This window comes from Thermobifida alba, from assembly GCF_023208015.1.
GTDB lineage: Bacteria > Actinomycetota > Actinomycetes > Streptosporangiales > Streptosporangiaceae > Thermobifida > Thermobifida alba.
Genome location: NZ_CP051627.1, coordinates 1,923,586 through 1,946,740, shown reverse-complemented (window position 1 = coordinate 1,946,740; position 23,155 = coordinate 1,923,586). Strand labels below are relative to the sequence as shown.

General features: G+C 72.9%; 18 protein-coding genes. 17 read left to right on the top strand and 1 reads right to left on the bottom strand.

Translation table 11 applies throughout. The features are described 5' to 3' along the window. Positions 1–286: 286 nt before the first annotated feature. The 11 genes from FOF52_RS08585 (at position 287) to FOF52_RS08530 (ending at position 14,030) form a co-directional block, all read left to right on the top strand. Positions 287–1,081 (top strand): ABC transporter ATP-binding protein, encoded by a 795-nt coding sequence (locus tag FOF52_RS08585; protein ID WP_248593298.1) that lies wholly within the window; start codon positions 287–289, stop codon positions 1,079–1,081. After that, positions 1,074–1,799: an ABC transporter ATP-binding protein gene (locus tag FOF52_RS08580; protein WP_248593297.1), complete on the top strand. Its 726-nt coding sequence runs from the start codon at positions 1,074–1,076 to the stop codon at positions 1,797–1,799. The genes FOF52_RS08585 and FOF52_RS08580 overlap by 8 nt, the downstream gene beginning before the upstream one ends. A 9-nt stretch (positions 1,800–1,808) precedes the next feature. After that, entirely contained in the window at positions 1,809–2,672 is an 864-nt protein-coding gene (locus FOF52_RS08575; RefSeq protein WP_248593296.1) for a branched-chain amino acid ABC transporter permease, read from the top strand. Positions 2,673–2,675: 3 nt separating this feature from the next. Continuing rightward, a complete protein-coding gene (locus tag FOF52_RS08570) occupies positions 2,676–3,752 on the top strand; it encodes a branched-chain amino acid ABC transporter permease (protein WP_248593295.1) in 1,077 nt (358 codons plus the stop codon). Positions 3,753–3,817: 65 nt separating this feature from the next. Continuing rightward, positions 3,818–5,134, top strand: a complete 1,317-nt coding sequence (locus FOF52_RS08565; protein WP_248593294.1) for an ABC transporter substrate-binding protein — start codon at positions 3,818–3,820, stop codon at positions 5,132–5,134. Between the two features lie 214 nt (positions 5,135–5,348). After that, a complete protein-coding gene (locus FOF52_RS21910) occupies positions 5,349–8,105 on the top strand; it encodes an AAA family ATPase (protein ID WP_282573977.1) in 2,757 nt (918 codons plus the stop codon). Between the two features lie 243 nt (positions 8,106–8,348). Next, positions 8,349–9,500, top strand: a complete 1,152-nt coding sequence (locus tag FOF52_RS08550; RefSeq protein ID WP_248593293.1) for an acyl-CoA dehydrogenase family protein — start codon at positions 8,349–8,351, stop codon at positions 9,498–9,500. A 21-nt stretch (positions 9,501–9,521) separates the two neighbouring features. Next, positions 9,522–10,940 (top strand): aldehyde dehydrogenase family protein, encoded by a 1,419-nt coding sequence (locus FOF52_RS08545; RefSeq protein WP_248593292.1) that lies wholly within the window; start codon positions 9,522–9,524, stop codon positions 10,938–10,940. A gap of 35 nt (positions 10,941–10,975) precedes the next feature. Next, a complete protein-coding gene (locus tag FOF52_RS08540; protein ID WP_248593291.1) occupies positions 10,976–12,061 on the top strand; it encodes a Zn-dependent alcohol dehydrogenase in 1,086 nt (361 codons plus the stop codon). A gap of 341 nt (positions 12,062–12,402) precedes the next feature. Next, positions 12,403–12,726 carry a histone-like nucleoid-structuring protein Lsr2 gene (locus FOF52_RS08535; RefSeq protein WP_248593290.1) on the top strand — a complete coding sequence of 108 codons (324 nt, stop codon included), beginning with the start codon at positions 12,403–12,405 and terminating at the stop codon, positions 12,724–12,726. Between the two features lie 182 nt (positions 12,727–12,908). Next, positions 12,909–14,030 (top strand): FKBP-type peptidyl-prolyl cis-trans isomerase, encoded by a 1,122-nt coding sequence (locus FOF52_RS08530; protein ID WP_248593289.1) that lies wholly within the window; start codon positions 12,909–12,911, stop codon positions 14,028–14,030. A 107-nt stretch (positions 14,031–14,137) separates the two neighbouring features. Here FOF52_RS08530 and FOF52_RS08525 read toward each other — a convergent pair whose 3' ends face one another. Then, positions 14,138–15,211 (bottom strand): DUF3866 family protein, encoded by a 1,074-nt coding sequence (locus FOF52_RS08525; protein ID WP_248593288.1) that lies wholly within the window; start codon positions 15,209–15,211, stop codon positions 14,138–14,140. Between the two features lie 82 nt (positions 15,212–15,293). Between FOF52_RS08525 and FOF52_RS08520 the strand changes: the two genes are divergently transcribed. The 6 genes from FOF52_RS08520 (at position 15,294) to FOF52_RS08495 (ending at position 23,149) form a co-directional block, all read left to right on the top strand. Further along, entirely contained in the window at positions 15,294–17,285 is a 1,992-nt protein-coding gene (locus tag FOF52_RS08520; protein WP_248593287.1) for a helix-turn-helix transcriptional regulator, read from the top strand. A gap of 313 nt (positions 17,286–17,598) precedes the next feature. Next, on the top strand, positions 17,599–17,904 hold the full coding sequence (gene tatA, locus FOF52_RS08515; RefSeq protein ID WP_248593286.1) for a Sec-independent protein translocase subunit TatA: 306 nt from the start codon (positions 17,599–17,601) through the stop codon (positions 17,902–17,904). Between the two features lie 132 nt (positions 17,905–18,036). Further along, positions 18,037–18,849 carry a twin-arginine translocase subunit TatC gene (gene tatC, locus FOF52_RS08510; protein ID WP_248593793.1) on the top strand — a complete coding sequence of 271 codons (813 nt, stop codon included), beginning with the start codon at positions 18,037–18,039 and terminating at the stop codon, positions 18,847–18,849. Positions 18,850–18,902: 53 nt separating this feature from the next. Further along, the gene (locus FOF52_RS08505) at positions 18,903–19,280 is read left to right on the top strand and encodes a DUF397 domain-containing protein (RefSeq protein WP_248593285.1); all 378 of its coding nucleotides are present in this window, start codon (positions 18,903–18,905) and stop codon (positions 19,278–19,280) included. 43 nt (positions 19,281–19,323) lie between these two features. Continuing rightward, complete coding sequence (locus FOF52_RS08500; protein WP_248593284.1) at positions 19,324–20,214, top strand: diacylglycerol/lipid kinase family protein; 891 nt, start codon at positions 19,324–19,326, stop codon at positions 20,212–20,214. A gap of 85 nt (positions 20,215–20,299) precedes the next feature. Further along, positions 20,300–23,149, top strand: coding sequence for a DEAD/DEAH box helicase (locus FOF52_RS08495; RefSeq protein WP_248593283.1), 2,850 nt, complete (start codon positions 20,300–20,302; stop codon positions 23,147–23,149). Positions 23,150–23,155 lie beyond the last annotated feature (6 nt).

The following is a 23,155-nucleotide window of genomic DNA, read 5'->3' as shown; positions in this document are numbered from 1 at the left end:
CTCCGAGGGTCGACCGGGGACAGGCGCAGGAATAAATCTGAATTATTTTTACGCCGCAGGTCACCGCAGCGCAAGGGCCTATCGGTGAAATCACCGGTTCCCTCCGGGAACACTTCCCGGTGACCCAGGTCATAGGTAACTTGATGCTCCGCGGCGCCGTCCCCCTTCAGTCCCTCCCCGGCGCGCCGCACTCTCGACCTCGCCGCATGCCAACCGGTTGGTATGCGGCGAGGCGTGTCCCCGCGGTCCGCTCCGCGGTGGCTCCGCACTGACAGAAAGAGACCCCATGGCCCCTACCGCACCCTCCCCCCTGATGGAGGTCGAGGGGGTGACCGTCCGCTTCGGCGGCCTCGCCGCGCTCTCCGACGTCGGACTGGACATCGCCCCCAAGAGCGTGACCGGCCTCATCGGACCGAACGGAGCCGGCAAGACCACCCTGTTCAACGTGTTGACCGGAGTGGTCAGACCTCAGCGCGGCACCATCACCTTCAAGGGCCGCCCCCTGCGCAACCACCGGCCGCACCAGCTGGCGGGCCTGGGTATCGCCCGCACCTTCCAGGGCCTCAACCTCTTCGGGCTGATGACCGTGCTGGACAACGTGATCGTCGGCGCGGACCCCCTGGGCCGCTCCCGGCTGCCCGGCATGCTCACCGGCCTGGGCAGCTACCAGCGCGACGAGCGGGAGCTCACCGACCGGGCGATGGCCGTGCTGGAGGAGTTCGGCATCGCCGACGTCGCCCACGCCCTGCCCGCGACCCTGCCCTACGGGCTGCAGAAACGGGTGGCGCTGGCCCGCGCCCTGGTGGCCGAACCCGAACTGCTGCTGCTGGACGAGCCCGCCAGCGGCCTGTCCGGAGCCGACATGGCCGACCTGGCCGCCACGATCCGCCGGTGCAGCCAGACGATGGGCGTCGTCCTCGTCGAACACCACATGGACCTGGTCATGGACGTGTGCGACCACATCGTCGTCCTCAACTTCGGCCAGGTCATCTGCTCCGGTCCGCCGTCCGTCGTCCAGGCGGACCCCGCCGTCGCGGAGGCCTACCTGGGCACGCCCGTCGAGGAGGCCGCCGGTGAGTGACACGCCGATCCTGCAGATCGAGAACCTCTCCACCTACTACGGGGCGGTCCAGGCACTGCGTTCGGTGGACCTGACCGTCCGCCCCGGCGAGATCTGCGCGGTGCTGGGAGCCAACGGCGCCGGCAAGACCACCCTGCTGCGCACCGTCTCCGGACTCCAGCCCGCCGCACCGGGCAGCCGGGTCCGCGTCGACGGCGTCGACATCACCCGCCACCCCGCCGAGAGCATGGTCCGCCACGGCCTGGCGCACGTGCCCGAAGGCGGCGGCGTCATCGTCGAGCTGACCGTCGAGGAGAACCTGCGCCTAGGCGGCCTGTGGCGCGCGGACCGGCGCGACCGCGCCAAGGCGCTCGACGAGGTGTACGAACTGTTCCCGCCCCTGGTGGAGCGGAGGAACCGTCCCGCGGGAACCCTGTCCGGCGGCGAACGCCAGATGGTCGCCATCGGCCGGGCGCTGATGGCGCGGCCCAGGGTGCTGCTGCTGGACGAGCCCTCCCTGGGACTCGCCCCGCTCATCACCCGGCAGATCATGCAGCTGCTGCACGACCTGCGCGACCGCACCGGACTGACGGTGGTGCTGGTGGAGCAGAACGCCGCGAGCGCGCTGTCCATCACCGACCACGGCTTCGTGCTCTCTCAGGGAGCGGTCGTGGCCCGGGGCAGCTCCGCCGAGCTCCTCGCCGACGACCGCATGCGCCACGCCTACCTGGGCTTCTGAGGTGACCCCGTGAACCAGTTCATCAGTCTGACCTTCGAGGGCGTCGCCAACGGCGCGATCTACGCCGCCCTGGGACTGTCCCTCGTCATCATCTACCAGGCGACCCGGGTGGTGAACTTCGCCCAGCCCGCGCTCGCCCTGATCTCGGTCTACGTGGCCTACACCGTCACCCAGGAGACCGGAAGCTACTGGCTCGGCTTCGCCTCCGCCATGATCGGCGGAACGCTGCTGGGCATGCTCACCGAACGGCTGCTGGTCCGCCCCGTCCAGGGCAAGTCCCAGCTCAACGCCATCATCCTCACCCTCGGCCTGCTCCTGACGCTGCAGGGCGTGGCCGGCATGATCTGGGGCAACCTGCAGCACTCCTTCCCGCCCCCGATGAGCTTCCGGGACCTGGCGGCGGTCCCGATCTCCCCGGAGGAGATCTTCTCCCTGGCCGCGGTCGCCGTGGTCGCGGTCGCCCTGTTCCTCCTCTACCGCCTCACCCCCCTGGGGCTGCGGATGCGCGCCGCGGCCTTCCGCGCCGAGTCGGCGCGGCTCAGCGGGGTCAGGGTGGGCCTGATGCTGACCACCGGGTGGGGCATCGCCTCGGCGATCGGCGCGCTCGCCGGGATGCTGGCCGTCCCGCCGCTGCTGTCGCCCACCGTGCTCGACGCGGTCTTCGTCTACGGCATCGCCGCGGCGGTGCTCGGCGGCCTGGACAACCCGTTCGGCGCGCTGGCCGGCGGCATGGTCATGGGCGTGGGACTGTCCTACGTCTCCGGCTACGTCGGCTCCGAACTCACCACGCTCGCCGCCCTGGTGATCCTCATCGTCGTGCTCAGTCTGCGGCCCGCCGGGCTCTTCTCCCGGTCGACCGTTCGAAAGGTGTAGCTGATGGCCTCCTCCCTGCGACGAGACGACCCGCCGAAGGCGGACGCGACCGCCACCGCGGCGCGGCGGCCCGCGACGCCGCGCGGGCGCCGGCTGCCCGTCCTGGTCAGGCACCTGCTCGCGGCGGCGCTCGCCCTGGCCGTGGTCGCGGCGCTGACCTTCTTCGTCGGCCCGCTGGAACACCTGCGCATCGCCAAGGTGGGCTACCTGATGCTCGCCATCGCCGGCCTGCAACTGCTGATCGGCTACAGCGGACAGATCTCCCTGGGCCACGGCGCCTTCATGTTCGTCGGCGCCTACACCACGGCGCTGACCGTGCTGCACGCGCCGATGGTGCCGCTGGCGGCGATCATGGTGATCGCGGTGGTCATCGGCTGCCTGGCCGGAATCCTGGTCGGCGCGGCCACCGCCCGGCTGCACGGCCCCTACCTGGCCGGCGCCACCCTCGCCCTGGCGGTGGGCCTGCCCGCCCTGGCGCTGTACTTCTCCGACCTGCTCGGCGGGTCCAACGGGCTGCTGTTCGCGCTGCGCGGAGCCCCGCCCGAACTGTCCGGCCTGGTCACCGACAACCAGTGGAAGGCCCTGGTCATCTGGCTGACCGTGCTGGTGGCCCTGGTGGTGCTGGCGACACTGGGCCGGGGGCGGCTGGGCCGGCGCATGCGCGCCATCCGCGACGACGAGTCCGCCGCGGCGATGGCGGGCATCCCGGTCGGACGCACCAAGGTGACCGCGTTCGTCATCAGCGCCGGATGCGGCTCGCTGGCTGGCGCCTGCGAGGCCTACCTGCTGGGCACCGCCACCCCCAGCTCCTTCTCCCTCGCACTGTCGCTGAGCCTGCTCGCGGCCCTCGTCCTGGGCGGGCTGGGCAGCCTGTGGGGCGCGCTGTGGGGCGCGCTGGCCCTGGTCTACCTGGAGATGGCCGGCAAGGAGCTGGCGGGTCTGCTCGGCCTGAGCAGCAGCGTCGCCGACAACCTGCCGCTGGTGTTCTTCGGGGTACTGCTCATCGTCATCGTCATGGCCTGGCCGATGGGCATCCAGGGCGCGCTGCGCAGTCTGGGCGGCCTGCTGCGGCGGCGGTGAGCCCCGACCCCACGCACACGAGACCCACACCTGATTCCCCCTACATCACCAAACGGGAGCGTGAAATGAGGAAACCGATCGCCGTCGCGGCGGGCGCACTGGCCCTGTCGCTGCTGGCCACCTCCTGCGGAGGCGCCGGAGAGGTCGAGGAGGGAGCCGGAGCCGACCTGGACGTGTCCGTCGGCGTCACCGACGACACGGTCACCATCGGCACCCACCAGCCGCTCACCGGGCCGGCCTCCGCGGGCTACCTGGCGATCTCCCAGGGAGCCTCGGCGGTGTTCGAGTACATCAACGCCCAGGGCGGAGTGCACGGCCGGACGATCGAGTACCTGGTCAAGGACGACGTCTACGACCCGACCAAGACCGTCGAGGTCACCCAGGAGCTCGTGGAGGGCGAGGAGATCTTCGCCATGCTGGGCGGCCTGGGCACCCCGACCCACTCCAAGGTCATCCAGTACCTCAACGACAAGGGCGTACCGGACCTGTTCCCCTCCTCCGGCGCGCTGATGTGGAACGACCCGGAGCAGTACCCGCTGACCTACGGCTACCAGGTCGACTACACCAAGGAGGCCAAGGTCCTGGCCGAGTACATCGCGGAGAACCTCCCCGACGCCAAGGTCGGCTACTACTACCAGAACGACGACGTGGGCACCGACTCCATCGCCGGACTCGACCAGTACCTGGCCGACGCGGTCGTCGCCGACCAGAGCTACGAGTCCACCGCCCCCGAGGCGGTCGGCGGGCAGATCTCCGCGCTCAAGGAGGCCGGGGCGGACCTGATCGTCTGCGCCTGCATCCCGGCCTTCGCCGCGCTGGGAATCCTCAACGCCGCCGGACAGGGCTACCACCCGCAGTGGGTGATCAGCAGCATCGGCTCCGACACCCCCACGCTGCGCGGCCTGCTCAAGGAGTACGCCGAGGACGACGAACTGCCGGTCGACCAGATCCTCGACGGCATCATCACCAGCGGCTACCTGCCCCAGGCCAACATGACCGACGACCCGTGGACGCAGTTCTTCACCGAGATCCACGAGGAGTACGGCGAGGGTGAGCTCACCAACACCCGCATCTACGGCATGGTCCAGGCCGTGATGTTCGCCAGGGCCCTCAAGGCCGCGGGGGAGAACCCGACCCGCCAGAGCCTGGTCGACGCGGTCGAGGCGATGGACTGGAACGGCCCCGGCCTCGTCCCCTTCGCCTCCTCCGCCGACGACCACGGCGGCCACGCCGGTGTGCTCGTCCAGCAGTACAAGGCCGGTGAGGACGGCGGCACCCTGGAGCGCCTCCAGGAGCCGCGGGTGACCGACCGCGAGGGCGGCGAGATCGTCCCCGCCGAACACGAGCGGCTGACCCCCGAGGAGTACGACTTCCACGACTGACCGGTCCGGACCCCGCCGCCGCGCACGCCGCGGCGGCGGGACGGCTGAGGGGAGTGCGCGGGGCCCGGCCGACGCCGGGCCCCGCGGCGGCACCGGGCACCTGCCCGGTGCCGCCGGGAGAAGACGCAGGTCATTTACTGCGGGACGGGCGGAACGGTCAAGAGTCGACAACCCCACCGTTGACTGTGACCTACGTCTCGGTAACGTGTGTCACATGGCAGACGTACTGATGGTCCCGGCCTCCCGCACGCACGGCCGGGACACAGAGGTCGAGCACCTGGTCGGGTTGGCCTCCCTCGGCCTCGAAGGACGGGGCGGATCACTGGTCGTCGAGGGCAGTCCCGGCATCGGCAAGAGCGCGCTGCTGGAGACGGCCCTGGACCAGCTCGACGGCCACCGGGTGCTCCGCGTCAACGGCCGCCGGCCCGAGTCCGGACTCCCCCTGTCCGGACTGCACGGACTGCTGCTGCCCGTGCTGCACCACCGCGGGACGCTCCCTCCCGAACACGACCGGCTGCTGGACGACGCGCTGCGCCGCGGCCGCTACGCCGAGGACGACCGGCTGGCGCTGTCGGTGGCCGTCCTGGCCCTCGTGACCGCGCTGGCCCGCGGCCGCCCCCTGGTCTGCGTGGTCGACGACGCCCAGTGGGTCGACCCCGACTCGCTGTCCCTGCTCTCCTTCGCCGCCCACCGCCTGGGCGGGGTCGGCGCGGCGATCCTGTTCGCCAGCCGCGAGGCCGCGCCCGGGGAACTGGCCGGCCTGCCCCGGCTGCGCCTGGCGCCGCTGCCGGAGGAGACCCTCCACCAGGTGCTGGAGGAGACCGACCCCGACCTGGACCCGGCGGTGCGCAGCGAACTGGCGCGCCGCGCGCACGGCAACCCCCTGGCGGCGCGCTGCTACGCCGCGGCCCTCTCCGCGGGCCAGCGCACCGGCGCCGAGCCGCTGCCCCGCATGCTGCCGCTGCCCGCGGAGATCATGGACGCCCACGCCGAGACCCTGGACTTCCTGCCCGAGGACGTCACACGGCTGCTGCTGCTCGCCGCGCTGGAACCGGGGGTGGCGGTCCCGGTCCTGACCGCGGAGCGCGACGGCGCCTACGACCCGGTCGAGGCCCTCGACCGGGCCGAACGGGCCGGACTGCTGCGGGTGGAGGCCGAGCGGGTGGAGTTCGTCGACCCGATGATGGGCGAGGTGGTGTGTCGGCGCGCCACCAGCGCCCAGCTGACCCGGGCGCACCTGGAGATGGCGCGGCTGCTGGACGGCCGCGGCCCCCGCTACCGGGTGCTGTGGCACCGGGCGGCGGCCACCGGCGGACCCGACGAGGAGCTGGGCCACGCACTGACCTCGGCGGTGTCGGCGGGCGAGCCCGGGCTGACCGCCCAGGAGGCCTCGGTCCTGCTGGAGCGCGCCGCCGAGCTGACCAGCAAGCCCAGCCGCCGGGCCAACCGCCTGGCCGAAGCCTCCTACCAGGCGTGGGCCGCGGGCCAGTACAGCCGCAGCACCATCCTGATCAAACAGGCCGCCCCCTACGTCCCGATGGCCCGCATCCGCGGGCTGCCGGACATGGTCGACGGCTACCGCGCGGTCGGCGAGGAGGACTCGGTCCAGGGCTGCGACCAGTTGATGTCGGCGGCCCGCGAGATCGCCGGGCACAACCCCCGCCAGGCGCGGTCGCTGCTGCTGCGCGCCGCCGACGCCGCCTCCCTGGCCGGGGACCTGGACCGCTTCGCCGCGGCCGCGCGGCAGGCGCTCGCCCTGGACCTGGACGACCCGCAGCACGACTCGGGACTGGCCTACCTGGAGGGGTCGATGCTGGCCTTCCAGGGCGACTACGCGGCCGCCATCGAGCCGCTGCGCCGGTCGGTGGCCCTGGTGGAGCGCGACGACGAGCCGTTCGGACTGATCCACTCGATCGTCGCGTCGCTGCGGCTGGGCGACATCGTCGGGGCGCGCCGCCAGACCGCCCGGGCGATCGCCCGGGCGGGGGTGCGCGGCACGGTGTCGATGGTGCCCAAGGCGCTGTCGTACGCCGTCTACGGCGAGTTCCTGCACGGATCGCTGGCCACCGCGGCCGAGCACGCGGCGCTGGGGCTGCGGCTGGCGGGGGAGACCGGGCAGCGCAACTGCGCCGCGCACCATCTGGCCGCCCTGGCGATGCTGGCGGCGCTGCGCGGTGCGGCCGAGGAGTGCGCGGTGCGTGCGGCGGACGTCACCGAGCACACCGACAGCCGGCCGCTGGGGCTGCCCCGGGCGCTGACCGAGTGGGCGCTGGCCTACCTCGACCTGACCCGGGGGCGGATGCGCGAGGCGGCCACCCGCCTGGAGGAGCTGGCGCGCAGCGAGCCCTGCCAGGGCCACCGCACCATCCGCCTGCTGAGCGTCCCCCACTACGTGGAGGCCGCCGCGCACCTGGGCGAGACCGAGCGGGCCGAGGCCGCGCTGGCCGGCTACGAGCGGTGGGCCAATGCCACGCAGGGGCCCAACGAACTGGCCCTCGCCGCGCGCTGCCGGGCGCTGCTGTGCGACGGCGAGACCGCGCGCGAGTACTTCGAGGAGGCGCTGCGCCTGCACCGCCGCGGCGGCGGGGGAGGCATCGAGGAGGCGCGCACCCGGATGGCCTACGGCACGCTGCTGCGCCGCTCCCGGCTGCCCTCCGCGGCCCGCCCGCACCTGCGGGCGGCGGTGGAGGCGTTCACCCGGCTGGAGGTGCCCCTGCTGCTGCAGCAGGCCAGGGAGCAGCTGCGCGCCACCGGGGAGGCGCTCGACGCGGGCGACCCCGCGCCCACCGCGGGACTGACGCCGCAGCAGGAGCAGATCGCCCGCCTGGTCGCGGAGGGGGCCACCAACCGGGAGATCGCCCAGCGCCTCTACATCAGCCCGCGTACCGTCGAGCACCACCTGCGCAACATCTTCCGCCAGCTGCAGATCCGCTCCCGGGTGGAGCTGGCCAGACTCGTCAGCGGGCGGTAGGGAGCCGTGCTCTGAGGCGGTGCCCGGCCCCGCCCGGCAGCGGGCGGGGCGTCCGACGACCCCTCCGCGGAGCCGGACGTCCTCGGTGTTCGTCCCGGGACGGGGCCGGCGGCGGGCCCCGCGCCCCGTGGCCCGCCGCCGACCCCGTCCCGGCCAAGGAAACCCCGGGGTTCTGCGCCGACGGCGGATGCCCTAGTCTGCACGCAAGAAAAAACTAACAGCGATAGTTTTTGGGGTGCGGAAATGGATTTCACCCTCACCGAGGAGCAGACCGCGCTTCGCGCGATGGCGGCGGAGTTCGTGGACCGCGAGATCACACCGAACGTGGTGGAGTGGGACCGCGCCGAGAGCGTGCCCCGCGAACTGGTCCCGCGCCTCGGTGAACTCGGCTTCCTCGGCATGACCATCGACGAGGAGTACGGCGGGGTGGGTGGCGACCACGTCTCCTACACCCTGGTCATGGAGGAGCTCGGCCGCGGCGACTCCTCGGTCCGCGGCCTGGTCTCGGTCTCCCTCGGCCTGGTCGCCAAGTCCATCGCCGCCCACGGCACCGAGGAGCAGCGCCGGCGCTGGCTGCCCGGCCTGTGCTCCGGAGAACTGATGGGCTGCTTCGGCCTGACCGAGCCCGACACCGGGTCCGACGCCGCGTCGCTGTCGCTGAAAGCCGTCCGCGACGGGGACGACTACCTGCTCAGCGGATCCAAGATGTTCATCACCAACGGCACCTGGGCGGACGTCGCCATCATCTTCGCCCGCACCGGAGGCCCCGGCCCCAAGGGCATCACCGCCTTCCTGGTGCCCACCGACTCGCCCGGCCTGGAACGCACCACCGTCAACGGCAAGCTCGGCCTGCGCGGCCAGCCCACCGCGCAGCTGTTCCTCGACGAGGTGCGGGTCGGGGCCGACGCCATCCTCGGCGAGGAGGGCCAGGGCTTCCGCATCGCGATGTCCGCCCTGGACAAGGGACGCGTCTCGGTGGCCGCCGGAGCGGTCGGCGCCGCCCGCGGCGCTCTGGAGAGCGCCCTGGCCCACGCCAAGGAACGCGTCCAGTTCGGCCGCCCCATCGCCTCCTTCCAGCTCGTCCAGGAGATGCTCGCCGACACGGCGGTGGAGACCGACGCGGCCCGCCTGCTGGTGTGGCGGGCCGCCGACCTCATCGACCGGGGCGAGCCGTTCGCCACCGCGGCGTCCATGGCCAAGCTCTACGCCACCGAGACGGCCGTGCGCGCCGCCAACAACGCCATGCAGGTCTTCGGCGGCTACGGCTACATCGACGAGTACCCGCCCGGCAAGTACCTGCGGGACGCCCGTGTCACCACCCTGTACGAGGGCACCAGCCAGATCCAGAAACTCATCATCGGCCGCGCGCTCACCGGCGTCAGCGCCTTCGTCTGACCGACAACGCCTGGAGGCACCGTGATCACCACCGACCGAATCTACGTCGGCGGCCAGTGGACCGCACCCCAGACCAGCGACCGCATCGCGGTGGAGAACCCCTACACCCGGCAGACCATCGCCCGCATCCCGCTGTGCGGCGCCGACGACGTCGACCTCGCCGTACGCGCCGCCCACAAGGCCTTCGACGCCTGGGCCGCCACCGACGTCGCCGAACGCGTCGCCCACCTGGACGCCCTGCGCCGCGAGCTCACCGTGCGGGCCGCGGAGATGTCCGCCCTCATCACCTCGGAGATGGGCGCCCCCAAGGTGATCGCCGACCGCATCCAGGTGGGACTGCCGCTGACGGTGCTCGGCGACACCGTCGCCACCGCCGCGGACTTCGCCTGGACCGAGCGGATCGGCAACTCCCTCGTCCTGCGCGAACCCGTCGGCGTGGTCGGCGCCATCACCCCGTGGAACTACCCGCTGCACCAGGTCGTCGCCAAGGTCGCGCCCGCGCTCGCCGCGGGCTGCACCGTCGTGCTCAAACCCAGCGAGGTCGCGCCGCTGTCGGCCTTCCTGCTCGCCGAGATCATCGACTCCGTCGGCTTCCCGCCCGGCGTGTTCAACCTCGTCACCGGCACCGGACCGGAGGTGGGCGAGGCGCTGACCGCCCACCCGCTGGTGGACATGGTCTCCTTCACCGGGTCCACCCGGGCCGGCACCCGCGTCTCCGAGGTGGCCTCCGCGACCGTCAAGAGGGTCGCGCTGGAACTCGGCGGCAAGTCCGCCGGAATCGTCCTGGACGACGCCGACCTGGCCGCCGCGGTCAAGGCGGTCGTCTCCGACTGCATGCTCAACTCCGGCCAGACCTGCACCGCCCTGACCCGCCTGCTCGTCCCGCAGGACCGCTACGACGAGGCCGTCGCCCTGGCCGTCGAGGCGGCCCGCGGCAGGACGATGGGCGACCCCGCCGACCCCGCCACCCGCATCGGACCGCTGGCCTCCGGCGACGCCCACCGCCGCGTCCTGGACCACCTGGAGCAGGCCCGCAAGGACGGCGCGGTCTTCGCCACCGGCGGCCCCGACGCCGAGGTGCCCGACCAGGGCTACTTCGTGGCGCCCACCGTGCTGGCCGGCGTCGACCGCGACGCCGCCGCCGCCCGCGAGGAGATCTTCGGCCCGGTGCTCACCGTGCTCGGCTACACCGACGTCGACGACGCGGTGGCCCTCGCCAACGCCACCGACTACGGGCTCTCCGGCGGAGTCTGGTCGGCCGACACCGACCGGGCCCTGGCCGTGGCGCGCCGCATGCGCACCGGGCAGGTCGCGGTCAACGGCGGACGGTTCAACCCCTCGGCCCCCTTCGGCGGCTACCGCAAGTCCGGCAACGGACGCGAACTGGGCCGCTTCGGCCTGGAGGAGTTCTGCGAAGTCAAGGCGGTCCAACTCCCGTGACCTCTCCCGACACCGATCCCGAACCGAGGAGGACCATGTCCACCACACTCGCAGCCGTGGTACGCGCCCCCGGCGAACCGGTGCGCGTCGAAGAGGTCACCCTGCCCGACGTGGGCCCCGGGCAGGTCCGGGTGCGCATGGCCGCCGCCGGCGTGTGCCACTCGGACCTGTCGCTGGCCTCGGGCAAGCTCGCCCACCCCATGCCCGCCGCACTGGGCCACGAGGGCGCCGGAAGCGTCGTCGCCGTCGGCGAGGGCGTGACGGGCCTGTCCGTCGGGGACACGGTGCTGCTCAACTGGAACCCGCCGTGCCGCGCCTGCTGGCACTGCGGCAACGGCGAGCCCTACCTGTGCGCCAACGCCACCGACGCCTCCCGCCGCGTGTGGGGGACGCTGGCCGACGGCACCGAGCTGCACCCCTGCCTGGGGGTGGCCGCGTTCGCCCAGGAGACCGTCGTCCCGGCGGGCGCCTGCGTGGCCGTCCCCGCCGACATCCCCCCGACCGAGGCCGCGCTGCTCGGCTGCGCGGTGCTCACCGGGGTCGGCGCGGTGCGCAACGCCGCCCGCGTGCGCCCCGGCCAGTCGGTGGCCGTGATCGGCCTGGGCGGCGTGGGCCTGGCCGCGGTCCAGGGCGCGCGCATCGCGGGCGCCACCACGATCATCGCGGTCGACCCCGTCGAGGAGAAGGAGGAGCTGGCCCGCTCCCTGGGCGCGACGCACTTCCTCACCCCCGGCGACGACCTGGCCCGGCGGGTCCGCAAGCTCGCCGACGGGCGCGGCGTCGACCACGCCGTCGAGTGCGTGGGCCGGGCCGCCACCATCCGCGCCGCCTGGTCGTGCACCCGCCGCGGCGGCACCGCCACCGTGGTGGGCTTCGGCGCGGCCACCGACCAGCTGACCCTCAACGCGCTGGAGATCCCGCACTTCGCCCGCACCCTGCAGGGGTGCATGTACGGCAGCAGCGACCCCGCCGCCGACGTCCCCGAACTGCTGAAGCTCTACCGCGACGGCGAACTGGACCTGTCCTCCCTGGTCAGCCGGACCATCGGCCTGGAAGACGTGGGCGGAGCCCTCACCGACCTGCATTCCGGCCGCGGCGCGCGCAGCCTGGTGCAGTTCTGACCCCACCGCCCCGGGAAAAGACGGACGGAACACGAAGCGCCGCGGTATTCACGCGACGGAGTGATTCCCCCGACAAAAAACCGGCCGGCCCGTGGAAACAGCGGCATACGGAGCCGGCCGCGGTCGAAGACCCCGCCTTTCGGCGGGGTCTTCTTTGTGTGGCGGCCAACACACCAGGAAGGGGGTCGACCGCGGCAGGAAGAACCCGGGGAACCCGGAGAGCGAACAGGCGGGAGGCGCCCCGGAAAACCCGGGAACGCGCGGGAACCGGGACCCTGACGGGTTTTCTGAAAAATTCGCTAGTATTTTCATCTATAAAGCGAGGACAAAGGGGGGGAACCGTGGCACGGAAGACGATTGTCCAACTCATCGACGACCTCGACGGCTCCGAAGCCGACGAGACCATCACGTTCGGTATCGACGGAGTGACCTACGAGATCGACCTGTCCGCCGACCACGCCGAGGACCTGCGCGCCATCTTCGAGGCGTACGTGAAGGCCGGACGCAAGGTCACCAACCGGTCCCGCCGCAGGGGCCGGGCCGAGCGGGTCGACACCAGGGCCGTCCGGGAGTGGGCGCGGGAGCAGGGACTGGAGATCAGCGAACGGGGCCGCATCCCGCAGCACATCCTGGACGCCTACCGCAGCCGCAACCGCAGCCGGTGAGGGGCCGCGGCCCGGGGGAACGGAGCCGGACCGCCGCGGACGGACGCGGAAAGCCCGCGCGACCGGACGATCCGACGGGTTCGGCCCCCGGAGTTCTTAACGGCTTCTTACTCGGATACGGCATTCTTTCCTCTCCGATAGTGTGTCGGAGATCCTGGCCAAACTCTTGAGGTAGTGACAACATGCGTCGACGTGCGGCTGTGGCCCTTGCGGTGCCGTTGAGCGCCCTGATGCTGGGGGCGTCCGGGTGCGGGGTCATTCCCGAGGACTGGCAGACCCCCGCCCTGATGCGGACCGAGCAGGAGTACGACAGCCGCCTCCCGGTCGTCAGCGGAGCCGTCGGCGAGGAACCCGAGATCTCCTTCCCCGACACCGCCCCGCCCACCGAGCGGATCTCCGGCGTCGCCCACCGGGGCGAGGACGACAGCGTGCTGATCCGCAACAGCGACCTGCTGGTCACGCACATCGTGGAGTACCGGTGGACCGACAAGGGCGAGGGGGAGCAGACCAGCTCCACCTACGAGCACGACGCCCCCACGCTGCTGCCCCTGGCGCAGATGCCCGAGGACCTGTCGGAAGCCCTGATCAACCAGTCGGTCGGCTCCCGGGTGGTGTTCCTCTTCCCGCCGCCCAGCGAGGAGGAGCGCTCCCAGTACGAGATGATGGGCCAGGAGGCGCCCGAGGGCGCCTCGGTGTCGGTGGTCGACATCGTCGCCCGCCACGGCAAGGGCGACGTCGTCACGGGCGAGCAGGCCACCGACGGCGGCGACGGGCTGCCGACCGTGATCGACCACGGCCGGACCATTCCCGAGATCACCATCCCGGAGGACACCGAGGCCCCCGAGGAACTGCAGGCCGTCCCCCTGATCGAGGGCGACGGACCCGAGGTCACCGAAGGCCAGCAGATCGTCGTCCAGTACACCGGGGTGCGCTGGGAGGACGGGAAGGTCTTCGACTCCACCTGGAACACCGGGCTGGAGGAGCGCGCCGCGGCGGAGAACGAGGACACCGACGGCGACCCGCTCAGCTTCCAGATCGGTGTCGGCGGGGTCATCAAGGGCTGGGACGAGGGCCTGGTCGGCCAGCGGGTCGGCAGCCGCGTCCTGCTGGTCATCCCCGAGGACAAGGCGTACGGCAAGGACGCCGAGGCCAACGGCCAGCCCGCGGGCACCCTGGTCTTCGTAGTGGACCTCCTGGGCGCCTACAACTCCGCCCCCGAGGAGGAGCCGGAGGACGCCCCCGAGGAGGAGGCCGCTGCCGAGGACTCCGAGGAGGACGCCCCCGAGGAGGAGAGCGGGGAGTAACCGCTCCACGGGCGCTTTTCGAACGTGGGCGGGGCCGCACCGCCCCGCCCACGCGCTTCCGCGGCGCCGACGCGGCGGCGGCCGGGAGCGGATGCCCCCGGCGGCGGTCACTCCAGCAGCCGCGCCGCGTGGCGTCCCGCGGCCGCCGCCGCCAGGAACGCCGCCGTGTCCTCGGCCAGGCCGCGCCCCATGGTGGACAGCCGCACCGGGACCGCCTCCAGCGCCTCCAGCAGGCCCGCCACCTCCACCTCCACCAGCGTGTGCCGCTCGCCCAGCACGGCGGCCTCGGCGCGCACCAGCGCGCCGAACTCCCCGTCGAGCAGCGGCACGACCACGTCGGCGCGGGCCAGCGCCACCCGTCCGTAGGCGGTCAGGCTGTGGTGCGACACCCCCCGGTGCCGCCTGCGCGGATCGGCCTGGCTCACCCGCAGCGACCCCACCGGACGCCCCCGCAGCACCGCGGCCGCGTTGACCGCCTCCCCCACGGCCACCCCCGAGAACCCCCACGGGGTGCCCGTGCCCAGATTGCCCGGCCCCTGCGCGACCACGGCGACGTCGGCGCCCAGCACGTGCCGGGCCGCCAGCAGCCCGGTGTGCACCGTCACCGCCTCCACGTCGCCGCCGAACGCCTGCCCCACCGTGACCGACCCCACCAGGGCCCCGGCCTCCCGCAGCCGCGCCACCGTCCGGGAGAACCACAGCGGCAGCGCCCCGCCGTCCAGCATCACGTAGGCCACCCGCGCCTCCGGCCGCTCCGCCAGCACCCCCGCCACCACCGCCGGGAGCGCCGAGTGCAGGTCGGCGGTCACCACGGGCATGGCCGCCACCCCGTCGGCGTCGCGCAGCAGCGCGTGGTGCTCCGAGTCCTGCTCGTCGGCGCCCAGCACGGTGGCCTGCATCGGGGTGTAGCGGGCCTTGACCAGGTGCCCGGGGCCCTCGGGGTCGGGCGGCAGGCGGTCGGGGACGGCCACCACCAGCGCGTAGCCGCCCGTACCCAGCCCCAGGGCCAGCGCCGTGGTGTTCAGCAGCACCCGGTCGCCCGGCAGCGGACGGCCCACCAGCGCCGGATAGGCCAGCGCCCGGCAGCCGCCCCCGTCCCCGGCCAGCTCCACGTCCAACTCCACCACGCCGGGCCAGGACCGGCCCAGGCCGCGGACCCGTCCGTCACGCCATCTGATCACGCGTGTCACGGTACCGTTCGTGGTGTCGCGAATCCGGGAAACCGGCGTACTCGCGTGGAGGCAGCGTCCAGAAAGGTAGGAAATGTCGCAGGACAAGACCGAACGGCAGCTCAACCTGGTGATCTGCCTGCTGGCCACCAGACGCTTCCTCAGCGCCCAGGAGATCCGGGCGACCGTGCACGGCTACGGCGACGTCGAGAGCGACGCGGCCTTCAAGCGCATGTTCGAACGCGACAAGAGGGAACTGCGCGACGCCGGCATCCCGATCACCACCGGACGCCACGACCCGTTCAGCGACGAGGACGGCTACCGCATCTCCCGCGACGACTACGAACTGGAGCCCATCGAGCTCCTCCCCGACGAGGCCGCGGTGCTGGGCCTGGCCGCCCGCGCCTGGCGGCACGCCGTACTGGGCGAGGCCGCCGCCAACGCCCTGCTGAAACTGCGCACCGCCGGGGTGCCCGTGGACTCCGCGGCGCTGCCCGCCATCACCCCGGTACTGGGCGCCGACGAGCCCGCGTTCCCCCCGATCTGGCAGGCGGTCCGGGACCGCCGCCCGGTCACCTTCGACTACCGCAAACCCGGACAGGACACGCCGACACGCCGGGAACTGGAACCGTGGGGCGTGGCCAACGTCGCGGGACGCTGGTACGTCGCGGGCTACGACCGCGCCCGCCGCGCCCGCCGGGTCTTCCGGCTCAGCCGCATCGTCGGCGACGTGCGGGTGCACACCAGCGGCCCGGCCGTGCAGGTGCCCGCCGGAGTGGACGTGCGCTCCCTGGTCAACGCGCGCCCCCCGGAACCCGAACAGGTGGCGCTGCTGGAGGCGCGCACCGACGCCGCGCACGCGCTGCGCCGCGACGCCCGCCGCATCGTCGCGGGGGAGCGCTCCGACGGGACCGGCTGGGACCTGGTGGAGTACCCCTACACCGACGAGGCGGACCTGGCCGCGCGGGTCGCCGAGTACGGCGAGCACGTGGTGGTGCGCGAACCCGAACGGGCCCGCGCCGCCGTCGTGGAGCACCTGGCCGCGGTCGCCGCCGCGCCCGTCAAGGACGAACCGCAGGAGGAGGCGCCGCCCGCCCTGCGCCCCGCGGCGCCGCGCCGGGCCGGCACCTCCGCCGAGCAGCTGCGACGCCTGCTCATGCTGGTGCCCTACGCGCTCAGCCACGACGTGCGGGTCCCCGAGGTCGCCGAGCACTTCGGCCTGACCGAGAAGCAGGTCCTCAAGGACCTGAGCCTGCTGTGGATGTGCGGACTGCCCGGCTACACCCCCGGCGACCTGATCGACGTGGACGTGGAGGCCGCCGCCGAGACCGGGGAGATCATCATCGCCAACGCCGACACCCTCGCCGCACCGCTGCGGCTGACCGCCGACGAGGCCGCCAGCCTGGTGGTCGGACTGCGGCTGCTGCGCGACCTGCCCGGGGTGGACAGCGCCGCCCTGACCCGCGTGGAACGGAAGCTGCGCGAGGTCGCGGGCACCGCCGTGGAACTCGCCGACTCCGTGGACGTGCGCGTCGACGCCGACGGGGAGGCCGCCCGGCTGCGCGAGCGGGTCGGCGCGGCCCTGGAGTCCGGCCACCGGCTCCACCTGCGCTACCTGTCCGGCTACGCCGACCGGGTCAGCGAACGCGAGGTCGACCCGATGCGACTGGTCGTGCAGGACGGGCACGTCTTCCTGGAGGGCTGGTGCCGGCTGCGCCAGGACGTGCGGCTGTTCCGCCTGGACCGGATCCTGGAGCTGACCGTGCTGCCGGTGGCCGCCGAGGTCCCCGCCGGGGTGCGCGGACGCGACCTGAGCGGCGGGGTGCTGCAGCGCTCCGCCACCGACACCCTCGTCACCTTCGAACTGGAGCCCGCGGCGCGCTGGGTCGCCGAGGACTACGTCTGCTCGGACGTGCGGGAACTGCCGGGCGGACGGCTGCGGGCCACCCTGCGCACCCCCGAGCCCGGCTGGGCGGTGCGGCTGGCCCTGCGGCTGGGCGCCACCGGGCGCCTGGTCGCCCCCACCGGGCTGGCCGAGCGGGTCCGCGAACTGGCCGAGCGGGCGCTGCTGCGGTACCCGGACTGAGACCCGACGTTCACCTCGCGGGTGGTGGCGTTGCGTCCCGGATTGAGTAGGCTCAAGACGTGCTGTGGACCGTCGTCGCGCTGTTGGCCGCGGCCGGGGCGCTCGCCGCCGCGGCGAGCGCCCCGGCCGCGGGCGCGCTCGCGGGAACTGGCGGCCGAACTCCGGTCGGCCCGCACCGCCCTGGGCGGACGCCGGACGGTGCCGCGTGCGGCAGCCCACGACGCCGGCCGACCCCCACCCGGCGGGCAGCCGGCCGGACCAGGACGTACCATCGGTGGCGCAGGCAGCGCCGCACAGAGAGGCTGACACAACCATGAGCATCGGGCCCAGAGAAATCCTTGTCCTTCTGGTCATCGTGCTGCTGCTGTTCGGCGCCAAGAAGCTGCCCGAACTGGCGCGCTCGCTGGGCCGCAGCGCCCGCATCCTGCGCGCCGAGGCCAAGGGGCTGGCGGAGGAGGACGGAGCCCAGCAGCAGGCCCCGGAGCAGACCCACCAGGCCGAGGCCCGCCAGGAGCAGCCCGGCGCCCAGCAGCAGGCGAACGGCTACCCGCAGCTGCCGCCCGGCCAGCGGATCGTCGACGGCTCCAGCGAGCACGCCCAGCGCCCCTACGGTTCCTGACCCTCGGTCGGTCAGCCCAGCACAACCGCGTCGGCGCCGCGAGGCGGCCGCGACCGCGGTCGGTACCGGTGAGTCGGAGAGCACACAGCGATGAGGACGAGACGACAGCGCAAGGCGAACCCCGAAGCGCGCATGCCGCTGATGGACCACCTGCGGGAACTGCGCAACCGGATCATCAAGGCGCTGCTGTTCATCGGCGCGGGCGTGGCGTTCGGCTTCCTCGTCTTCGACCCGGTCTGGGAGTTCCTGCAGCGGCCCTACTGCTCGCTGCCCGCCGAGGTGCGCGGCGGGCAGGACTGCGGGCTCAACTTCACCGGCATCTTCGACGGGTTCAACCTGTACTTCAAGGTCGCCCTCATCGTCGGCCTGCTCGTCTCCAGCCCGTTCTGGCTGTACCAGCTGTGGGCGTTCGTCGCCCCCGCGCTGCGCGGCCGTGAGAAGCGCTACACCTACGTGTTCGTGGGGTTCGCGGTCCCGCTGTTCTGCGCGGGCGCGGTGCTGGCCTACTTCATCACCGCCAAGGGCATGGAGATCATGTTCTCCTTCGCCCCCGAGGGCGCCACCGCGCTGATCACCCTGCAGAACTACCTCAGCTACATCATCATGATGCTGGTGGTGTTCGGCGCCGCTTTCCTGCTGCCGCTCATCGTGGTGATGCTGAACCTCCTGGGCGTGCTGCCGCACCGGATCATCGCCAAGTGGCGGCGGCTGATCATCTTCCTGGCCTTCGTGTTCGCCGCGATCGCCACCCCCGGTGGCGATCCGTTCACTATGCTGGCGCTGGGGATTCCGGTGGTCGCGCTGTTCGAGATCGCCGAACTGATCACCTTCGTCAACGACCGGCGCCGCGGCAGGGACCGCGACCCGCTGGCCGACCTCGACGACGACGAGATCTCCCCGCTGGACGACGTCGACAGCACCGCCGGGACCACGCCGAACCGCTAGGCTCCGCACCGACACCCGGTCCGGACCACAGGCAGCAGGAGCAGGAGAGACCCATGAACGAGCAGCAACCCTCTTCCGACACGTCCCGCCGCGACCTTCCGCCCGAGGCCCGGGGCAACGAGAAGTGGCACGACACCACCAACGCGGTGTGGATGCGCTCCTCGCTGTCGCGGGAGGACTCCGAGGCCATCGTGGAGGTCGCCAAGTTCGACGACGGCTACCGCGCGGTCCGCGACGGCAAGAACCCCGACAAGGGCATCCTGTTCTTCACCCCCGCCGAGTGGGAGGCGTTCGTACTCGGCGCCAAGGACGGCGAGTTCGACATCCCCGAGGAGTACCTGACCCCCGAGGAGATCGCCATCCAGCGCGGTGAGGTCCCGGTGACCGCGGTGCCCTCGCCGCTCAACAACAACAGCGCCGAAGCCGACTAGGCCCGCCCCGCCCCCCACGACACACGAAGAGGCCAATCCCCCCGTGCCGACCGTCGCCCTGCTGGTCAACCCCGCCGCCGGACGCCGCCGAGCGGCCGTGGCCGCGGCCGCGCTGCTCGACCGGCTGCGCGCCCGGGGCGCCGAGGTGCGCGTGGCCGCGGGAGAGTCGGCCTCCGACAGCGCCCGCCTGGCCGAGCGGCTCGTCGCCGAACGCCCCGACGCGCTCGTCACCGTCGGCGGTGACGGCCTGGTCCACCTGGCGCTGCAGGCGCTGGTGGGCACCGACGTCCCGCTGGGGGTGGTCGGCGCGGGAACCGGCAACGACATCGCCCGGGAACTGGGCCTGCCGCGCGCGCCGGACGCGGCCGCCCGGGCCGTCCTGGCCGGACACACCAGGCGGATCGACACCGCCGCGGCAGCGGGCCGCCACTACCTGAGCGTGCTCGCCTGCGGGTTCGACTCCCGCGTCAACGAGCGGGTCAACGGCTTCCGGGTGCGCACCGGCCGCCTCGACTACGTCGCCGGGGTCCTCGCCGAACTGGGCTCCTTCACCCCGCTCCACTACACCCTGGACGTGGACGGGCGGCGGCTGGAGGCCGAGGGGATGCTCGTCGCGGTCGGCAACACCCGCTGCTACGGCGGCGGCATGCGCGTCTGCCCCGACGCCCGCCCCGACGACGGCCTCCTCGACGTGGTCCTGGTCCGCAGGGTGGGACGGGCCCGCTTCCTGCGCCTGTTCCCCCGGGTCTTCACCGGCTCGCACACGGGACTGCCCGAGGTCACCGTGCTGCGCGGCCGCCGCGTCGCCGTCGCGGTGGACGGCGCCGTCGACGTGGTCGCCCACGCCGACGGCGAACGCCTCGCCGCGCCGCCCCTGGTCTGCGAGGCCGTCCCCGGCTCGGTGCGGGTGCTGGCGGCCGGCCCCGGCCGCTGAACCGGCGCACCGCACCCCCGCGCCACCCCGCGGGGCGGGAAAGGAACACCGCGCGCTGCCCCCATCACCCTCTAGGCTGACCAGTATGAGCACTTATGCCGCCCGCTACGCCGAGTTCCGCAGGCGACAGCAGGAGTCCAGCCCCACCATCGAGGACTTCCAGGCGCTGTACGGATTCGAGTTCGACGACTTCCAGGTCCGGGCCTGCAAGGCGTTGGAGACCGGCCACGGAGTGCTGGTGGCCGCGCCCACCGGTTCGGGAAAGACCGTGGTGGGCGAGTTCGCCGTCCACCTGGCGCTGCGCGACGGCCGCAAGTGCTTCTACACCACCCCCATCAAGGCGCTGTCCAACCAGAAGTACACCGACCTGGTCCGCCGCTACGGAGCCGAGAAGGTCGGCCTGCTCACCGGCGACAACAGCATCAACGGAGAGGCGCCCGTGGTGGTGATGACCACCGAGGTGCTGCGCAACATGCTGTACGCGGGCTCGACCACGCTGTCGGGACTGGCCTACGTGGTCATGGACGAGGTGCACTACCTCGCCGACCGGTTCCGCGGCGCGGTGTGGGAGGAGGTCATCATCCACCTGCCCGAGTCGGTGCAGATGGTGGCGTTGAGCGCGACGGTCAGCAACGCCGAGGAGTTCGGCCAGTGGCTGCAGCAGGTGCGCGGCGACACCTCGGTGATCGTCGACGAGAAACGCCCGGTGCCGCTGTGGCAGCACATGATGGTGGGCACCCGCATCCACGACCTGTTCGTGGAACCCGACGGCGCCGGCCCCGACCAGCCCGACCAGGAGGAGGGAGGGGGGCGCGGCTCCCGCAAACGCCGCCGCAACCGCTCCGCCGCCCAGCGCACGGTGGAGATCGAGGTCGGCGGGGAGCGCCTGCTGGTCAACCCGCGGCTGGTCCGGCTGGCCGAGGAGGACGCCCGCCTCTCCCAACTGGCCTACCAGCGCCGCCACCCGCAGTCGCGGGCGCGCGGCGGCGGACCCCGGCCGCGCAGCAAGTACGCGCCGCCCAGCCGGGTGCAGATCGTGGAGGAGTTGGACCGGGAGGGCCTGCTGCCCGCCATCACCTTCATCTTCAGCCGCGCGGGCTGCGACGACGCCGTGCGCCAGTGCGTGGCCAGCGGCCTGGTGCTGACCACCCCGGACGAGGCCGCCGAGATCCGCGAGTACGCCGAACGCCAGTGCGCCGACATCCCCCCGCCGGACCTGGCGGTGCTCGGCTACTCCGACTGGCTGCGGGCGCTGGAGTGCGGTGTCGCCGCCCACCACGCCGGTCTGCTGCCCACCTTCAAGGAAGTGGTGGAGACGCTGTTCTCCCGCGGCCTGATCCGCGCGGTCTTCGCCACCGAGACCCTGGCGCTGGGCATCAACATGCCGGCCCGCACCGTCGTCATCGAGAAGCTGGACAAGTGGAACGGCGAGACCCACGCCGCACTCACCCCCGGCGAGTACACCCAGCTCACCGGCCGAGCCGGACGCCGCGGCATCGACGTGGAGGGGCACGCGGTCGTGGTGTGGCAGCCGGGCACCGACCCGGAGGCGGTCGCGGGCCTGGCCGGAACCCGCACCTACCCGCTCAACTCCAGCTTCCAGCCGTCCTACAACATGGCGGTCAACCTGGTCGCGCAGGTCGGCCGGGAACGCGGCCGGGCCATGCTGGAGTCCTCCTTCGCCCAGTTCCAGGCCGACCGCTCCGTGGTGGGCCTGGTCCGCAAGCTCCGCAGACAGCAGGAGGCGCTGGAAGGCTACGCCAAGGCCGCCGAGGACCCGCGCGGCGACTTCATGGAGTACGCGGCGCTGCGCCGCCGCCTCAGCGACCTGGAGAACGCCGCGCAACGCAACCGGCGCACCGCGCGCCGCAAGGAGGCCGAGCGCAGCCTGCGCTCCCTCAAACCCGGCGACATCATCCGCATCCCCGCGGGACGCCAGTCCGGCCACGCCGTCGTGCTGGACCCCGGCCTGGACAAGGGCCCGCTGCCCGCGCCGCTGGTGCTGACCGTCAACCGGCAGGTCAAACGGGTCAACGCCAACGACTTCCCGATCCCGGTGGAGCCGGCGGGGCGGCTGCGGTTGCCCAAGTCGTTCTCCGCGCGTTCGGCGCAGTCCCGCCGCGACCTGGCCTCGGCGCTGCGCAGCAAACTGGAGACGCTGCCGACGGCGCCGATCCGGCACCGCACCCGCGACGGGGCGGCCGAGGACCCCGAGATCGCCGAACTGCGCGCGCGCATCCGGGAGCACCCCTGCCACCACAGCGAGGGCCGGGAGGACCGGGCGCGCTGGGCGGAACGCTACTTCCGGCTCAAGAAGGAGACCGACGAGCTGGAACGCCGCATCGAGGGCCGCTCCCACGTCATCGCCCGCACCTTCGACCGGGTCTGCGGGGTGCTGCAGGAACTGGACTACCTGGAGGGCGACACCGTCACCGAGGAGGGGCGGCTGCTCGGCCGCATCTACTCCGAACTGGACCTGCTGGCCGCCGAGGCGCTGCGGCGCGGGGTGTGGGAGCAGTTGACGCCGGAGGAGCTGGCCGCGTGCGTGTCCGCGCTGGTGTACGAGTCGCGGCGGTCCGACGACGTCTTCCCCCGGGTGCCGCCCGGCCCGGTCGAGGAGGGGCTGAGCGTCATGGTGCGACTGTGGGGCGAGCTGCACGACATCGAGCACCGGCACCGCGTGTCGTTCCTGCGGGAACCGGACCTGGGGTTCGTGTGGCCCACCTACCGGTGGGCGCGCGGCGACCGGCTGGACCTCATCCTCAACGAGGCGGGCATGCCCGCGGGCGACTTCGTGCGCTCCACCAAGCAGCTCATCGACCTGCTCGGGCAGATCGCCCAGGCCGCGCCCGCCGACAGCGGGGTGCGCACCACGGCCCGCCAGGCCGCCGACGTGCTGCTGCGCGGCGTGGTCGCCTACTCCTCGGTGGGCTGAGCCCCG

Excerpts from the sequence above, each read along its gene's own strand:
- FOF52_RS08530 (WP_248593289.1), top strand. The coding sequence starts at position 12,909 with ATGCGTCGACGTGCGGCTGTGGCCCTTGCGGTGCCGTTGAGCGCCCTG.
- tatC (WP_248593793.1), top strand. The coding sequence starts at position 18,037 with ATGCCGCTGATGGACCACCTGCGGGAACTGCGCAACCGGATCATCAAG.
- FOF52_RS08570 (WP_248593295.1), top strand. The coding sequence starts at position 2,676 with ATGGCCTCCTCCCTGCGACGAGACGACCCGCCGAAGGCGGACGCGACC.
- FOF52_RS08565 (WP_248593294.1), top strand. The coding sequence starts at position 3,818 with ATGAGGAAACCGATCGCCGTCGCGGCGGGCGCACTGGCCCTGTCGCTG.
- FOF52_RS08505 (WP_248593285.1), top strand. The coding sequence starts at position 18,903 with ATGAACGAGCAGCAACCCTCTTCCGACACGTCCCGCCGCGACCTTCCG.
- FOF52_RS21910 (WP_282573977.1), top strand. The coding sequence starts at position 5,349 with ATGGCAGACGTACTGATGGTCCCGGCCTCCCGCACGCACGGCCGGGAC.
- FOF52_RS08585 (WP_248593298.1), top strand. The coding sequence starts at position 287 with ATGGCCCCTACCGCACCCTCCCCCCTGATGGAGGTCGAGGGGGTGACC.
- FOF52_RS08550 (WP_248593293.1), top strand. The coding sequence starts at position 8,349 with ATGGATTTCACCCTCACCGAGGAGCAGACCGCGCTTCGCGCGATGGCG.
- FOF52_RS08540 (WP_248593291.1), top strand. The coding sequence starts at position 10,976 with ATGTCCACCACACTCGCAGCCGTGGTACGCGCCCCCGGCGAACCGGTG.
- FOF52_RS08520 (WP_248593287.1), top strand. The coding sequence starts at position 15,294 with ATGTCGCAGGACAAGACCGAACGGCAGCTCAACCTGGTGATCTGCCTG.
- tatA (WP_248593286.1), top strand. The coding sequence starts at position 17,599 with ATGAGCATCGGGCCCAGAGAAATCCTTGTCCTTCTGGTCATCGTGCTG.
- FOF52_RS08495 (WP_248593283.1), top strand. The coding sequence starts at position 20,300 with ATGAGCACTTATGCCGCCCGCTACGCCGAGTTCCGCAGGCGACAGCAG.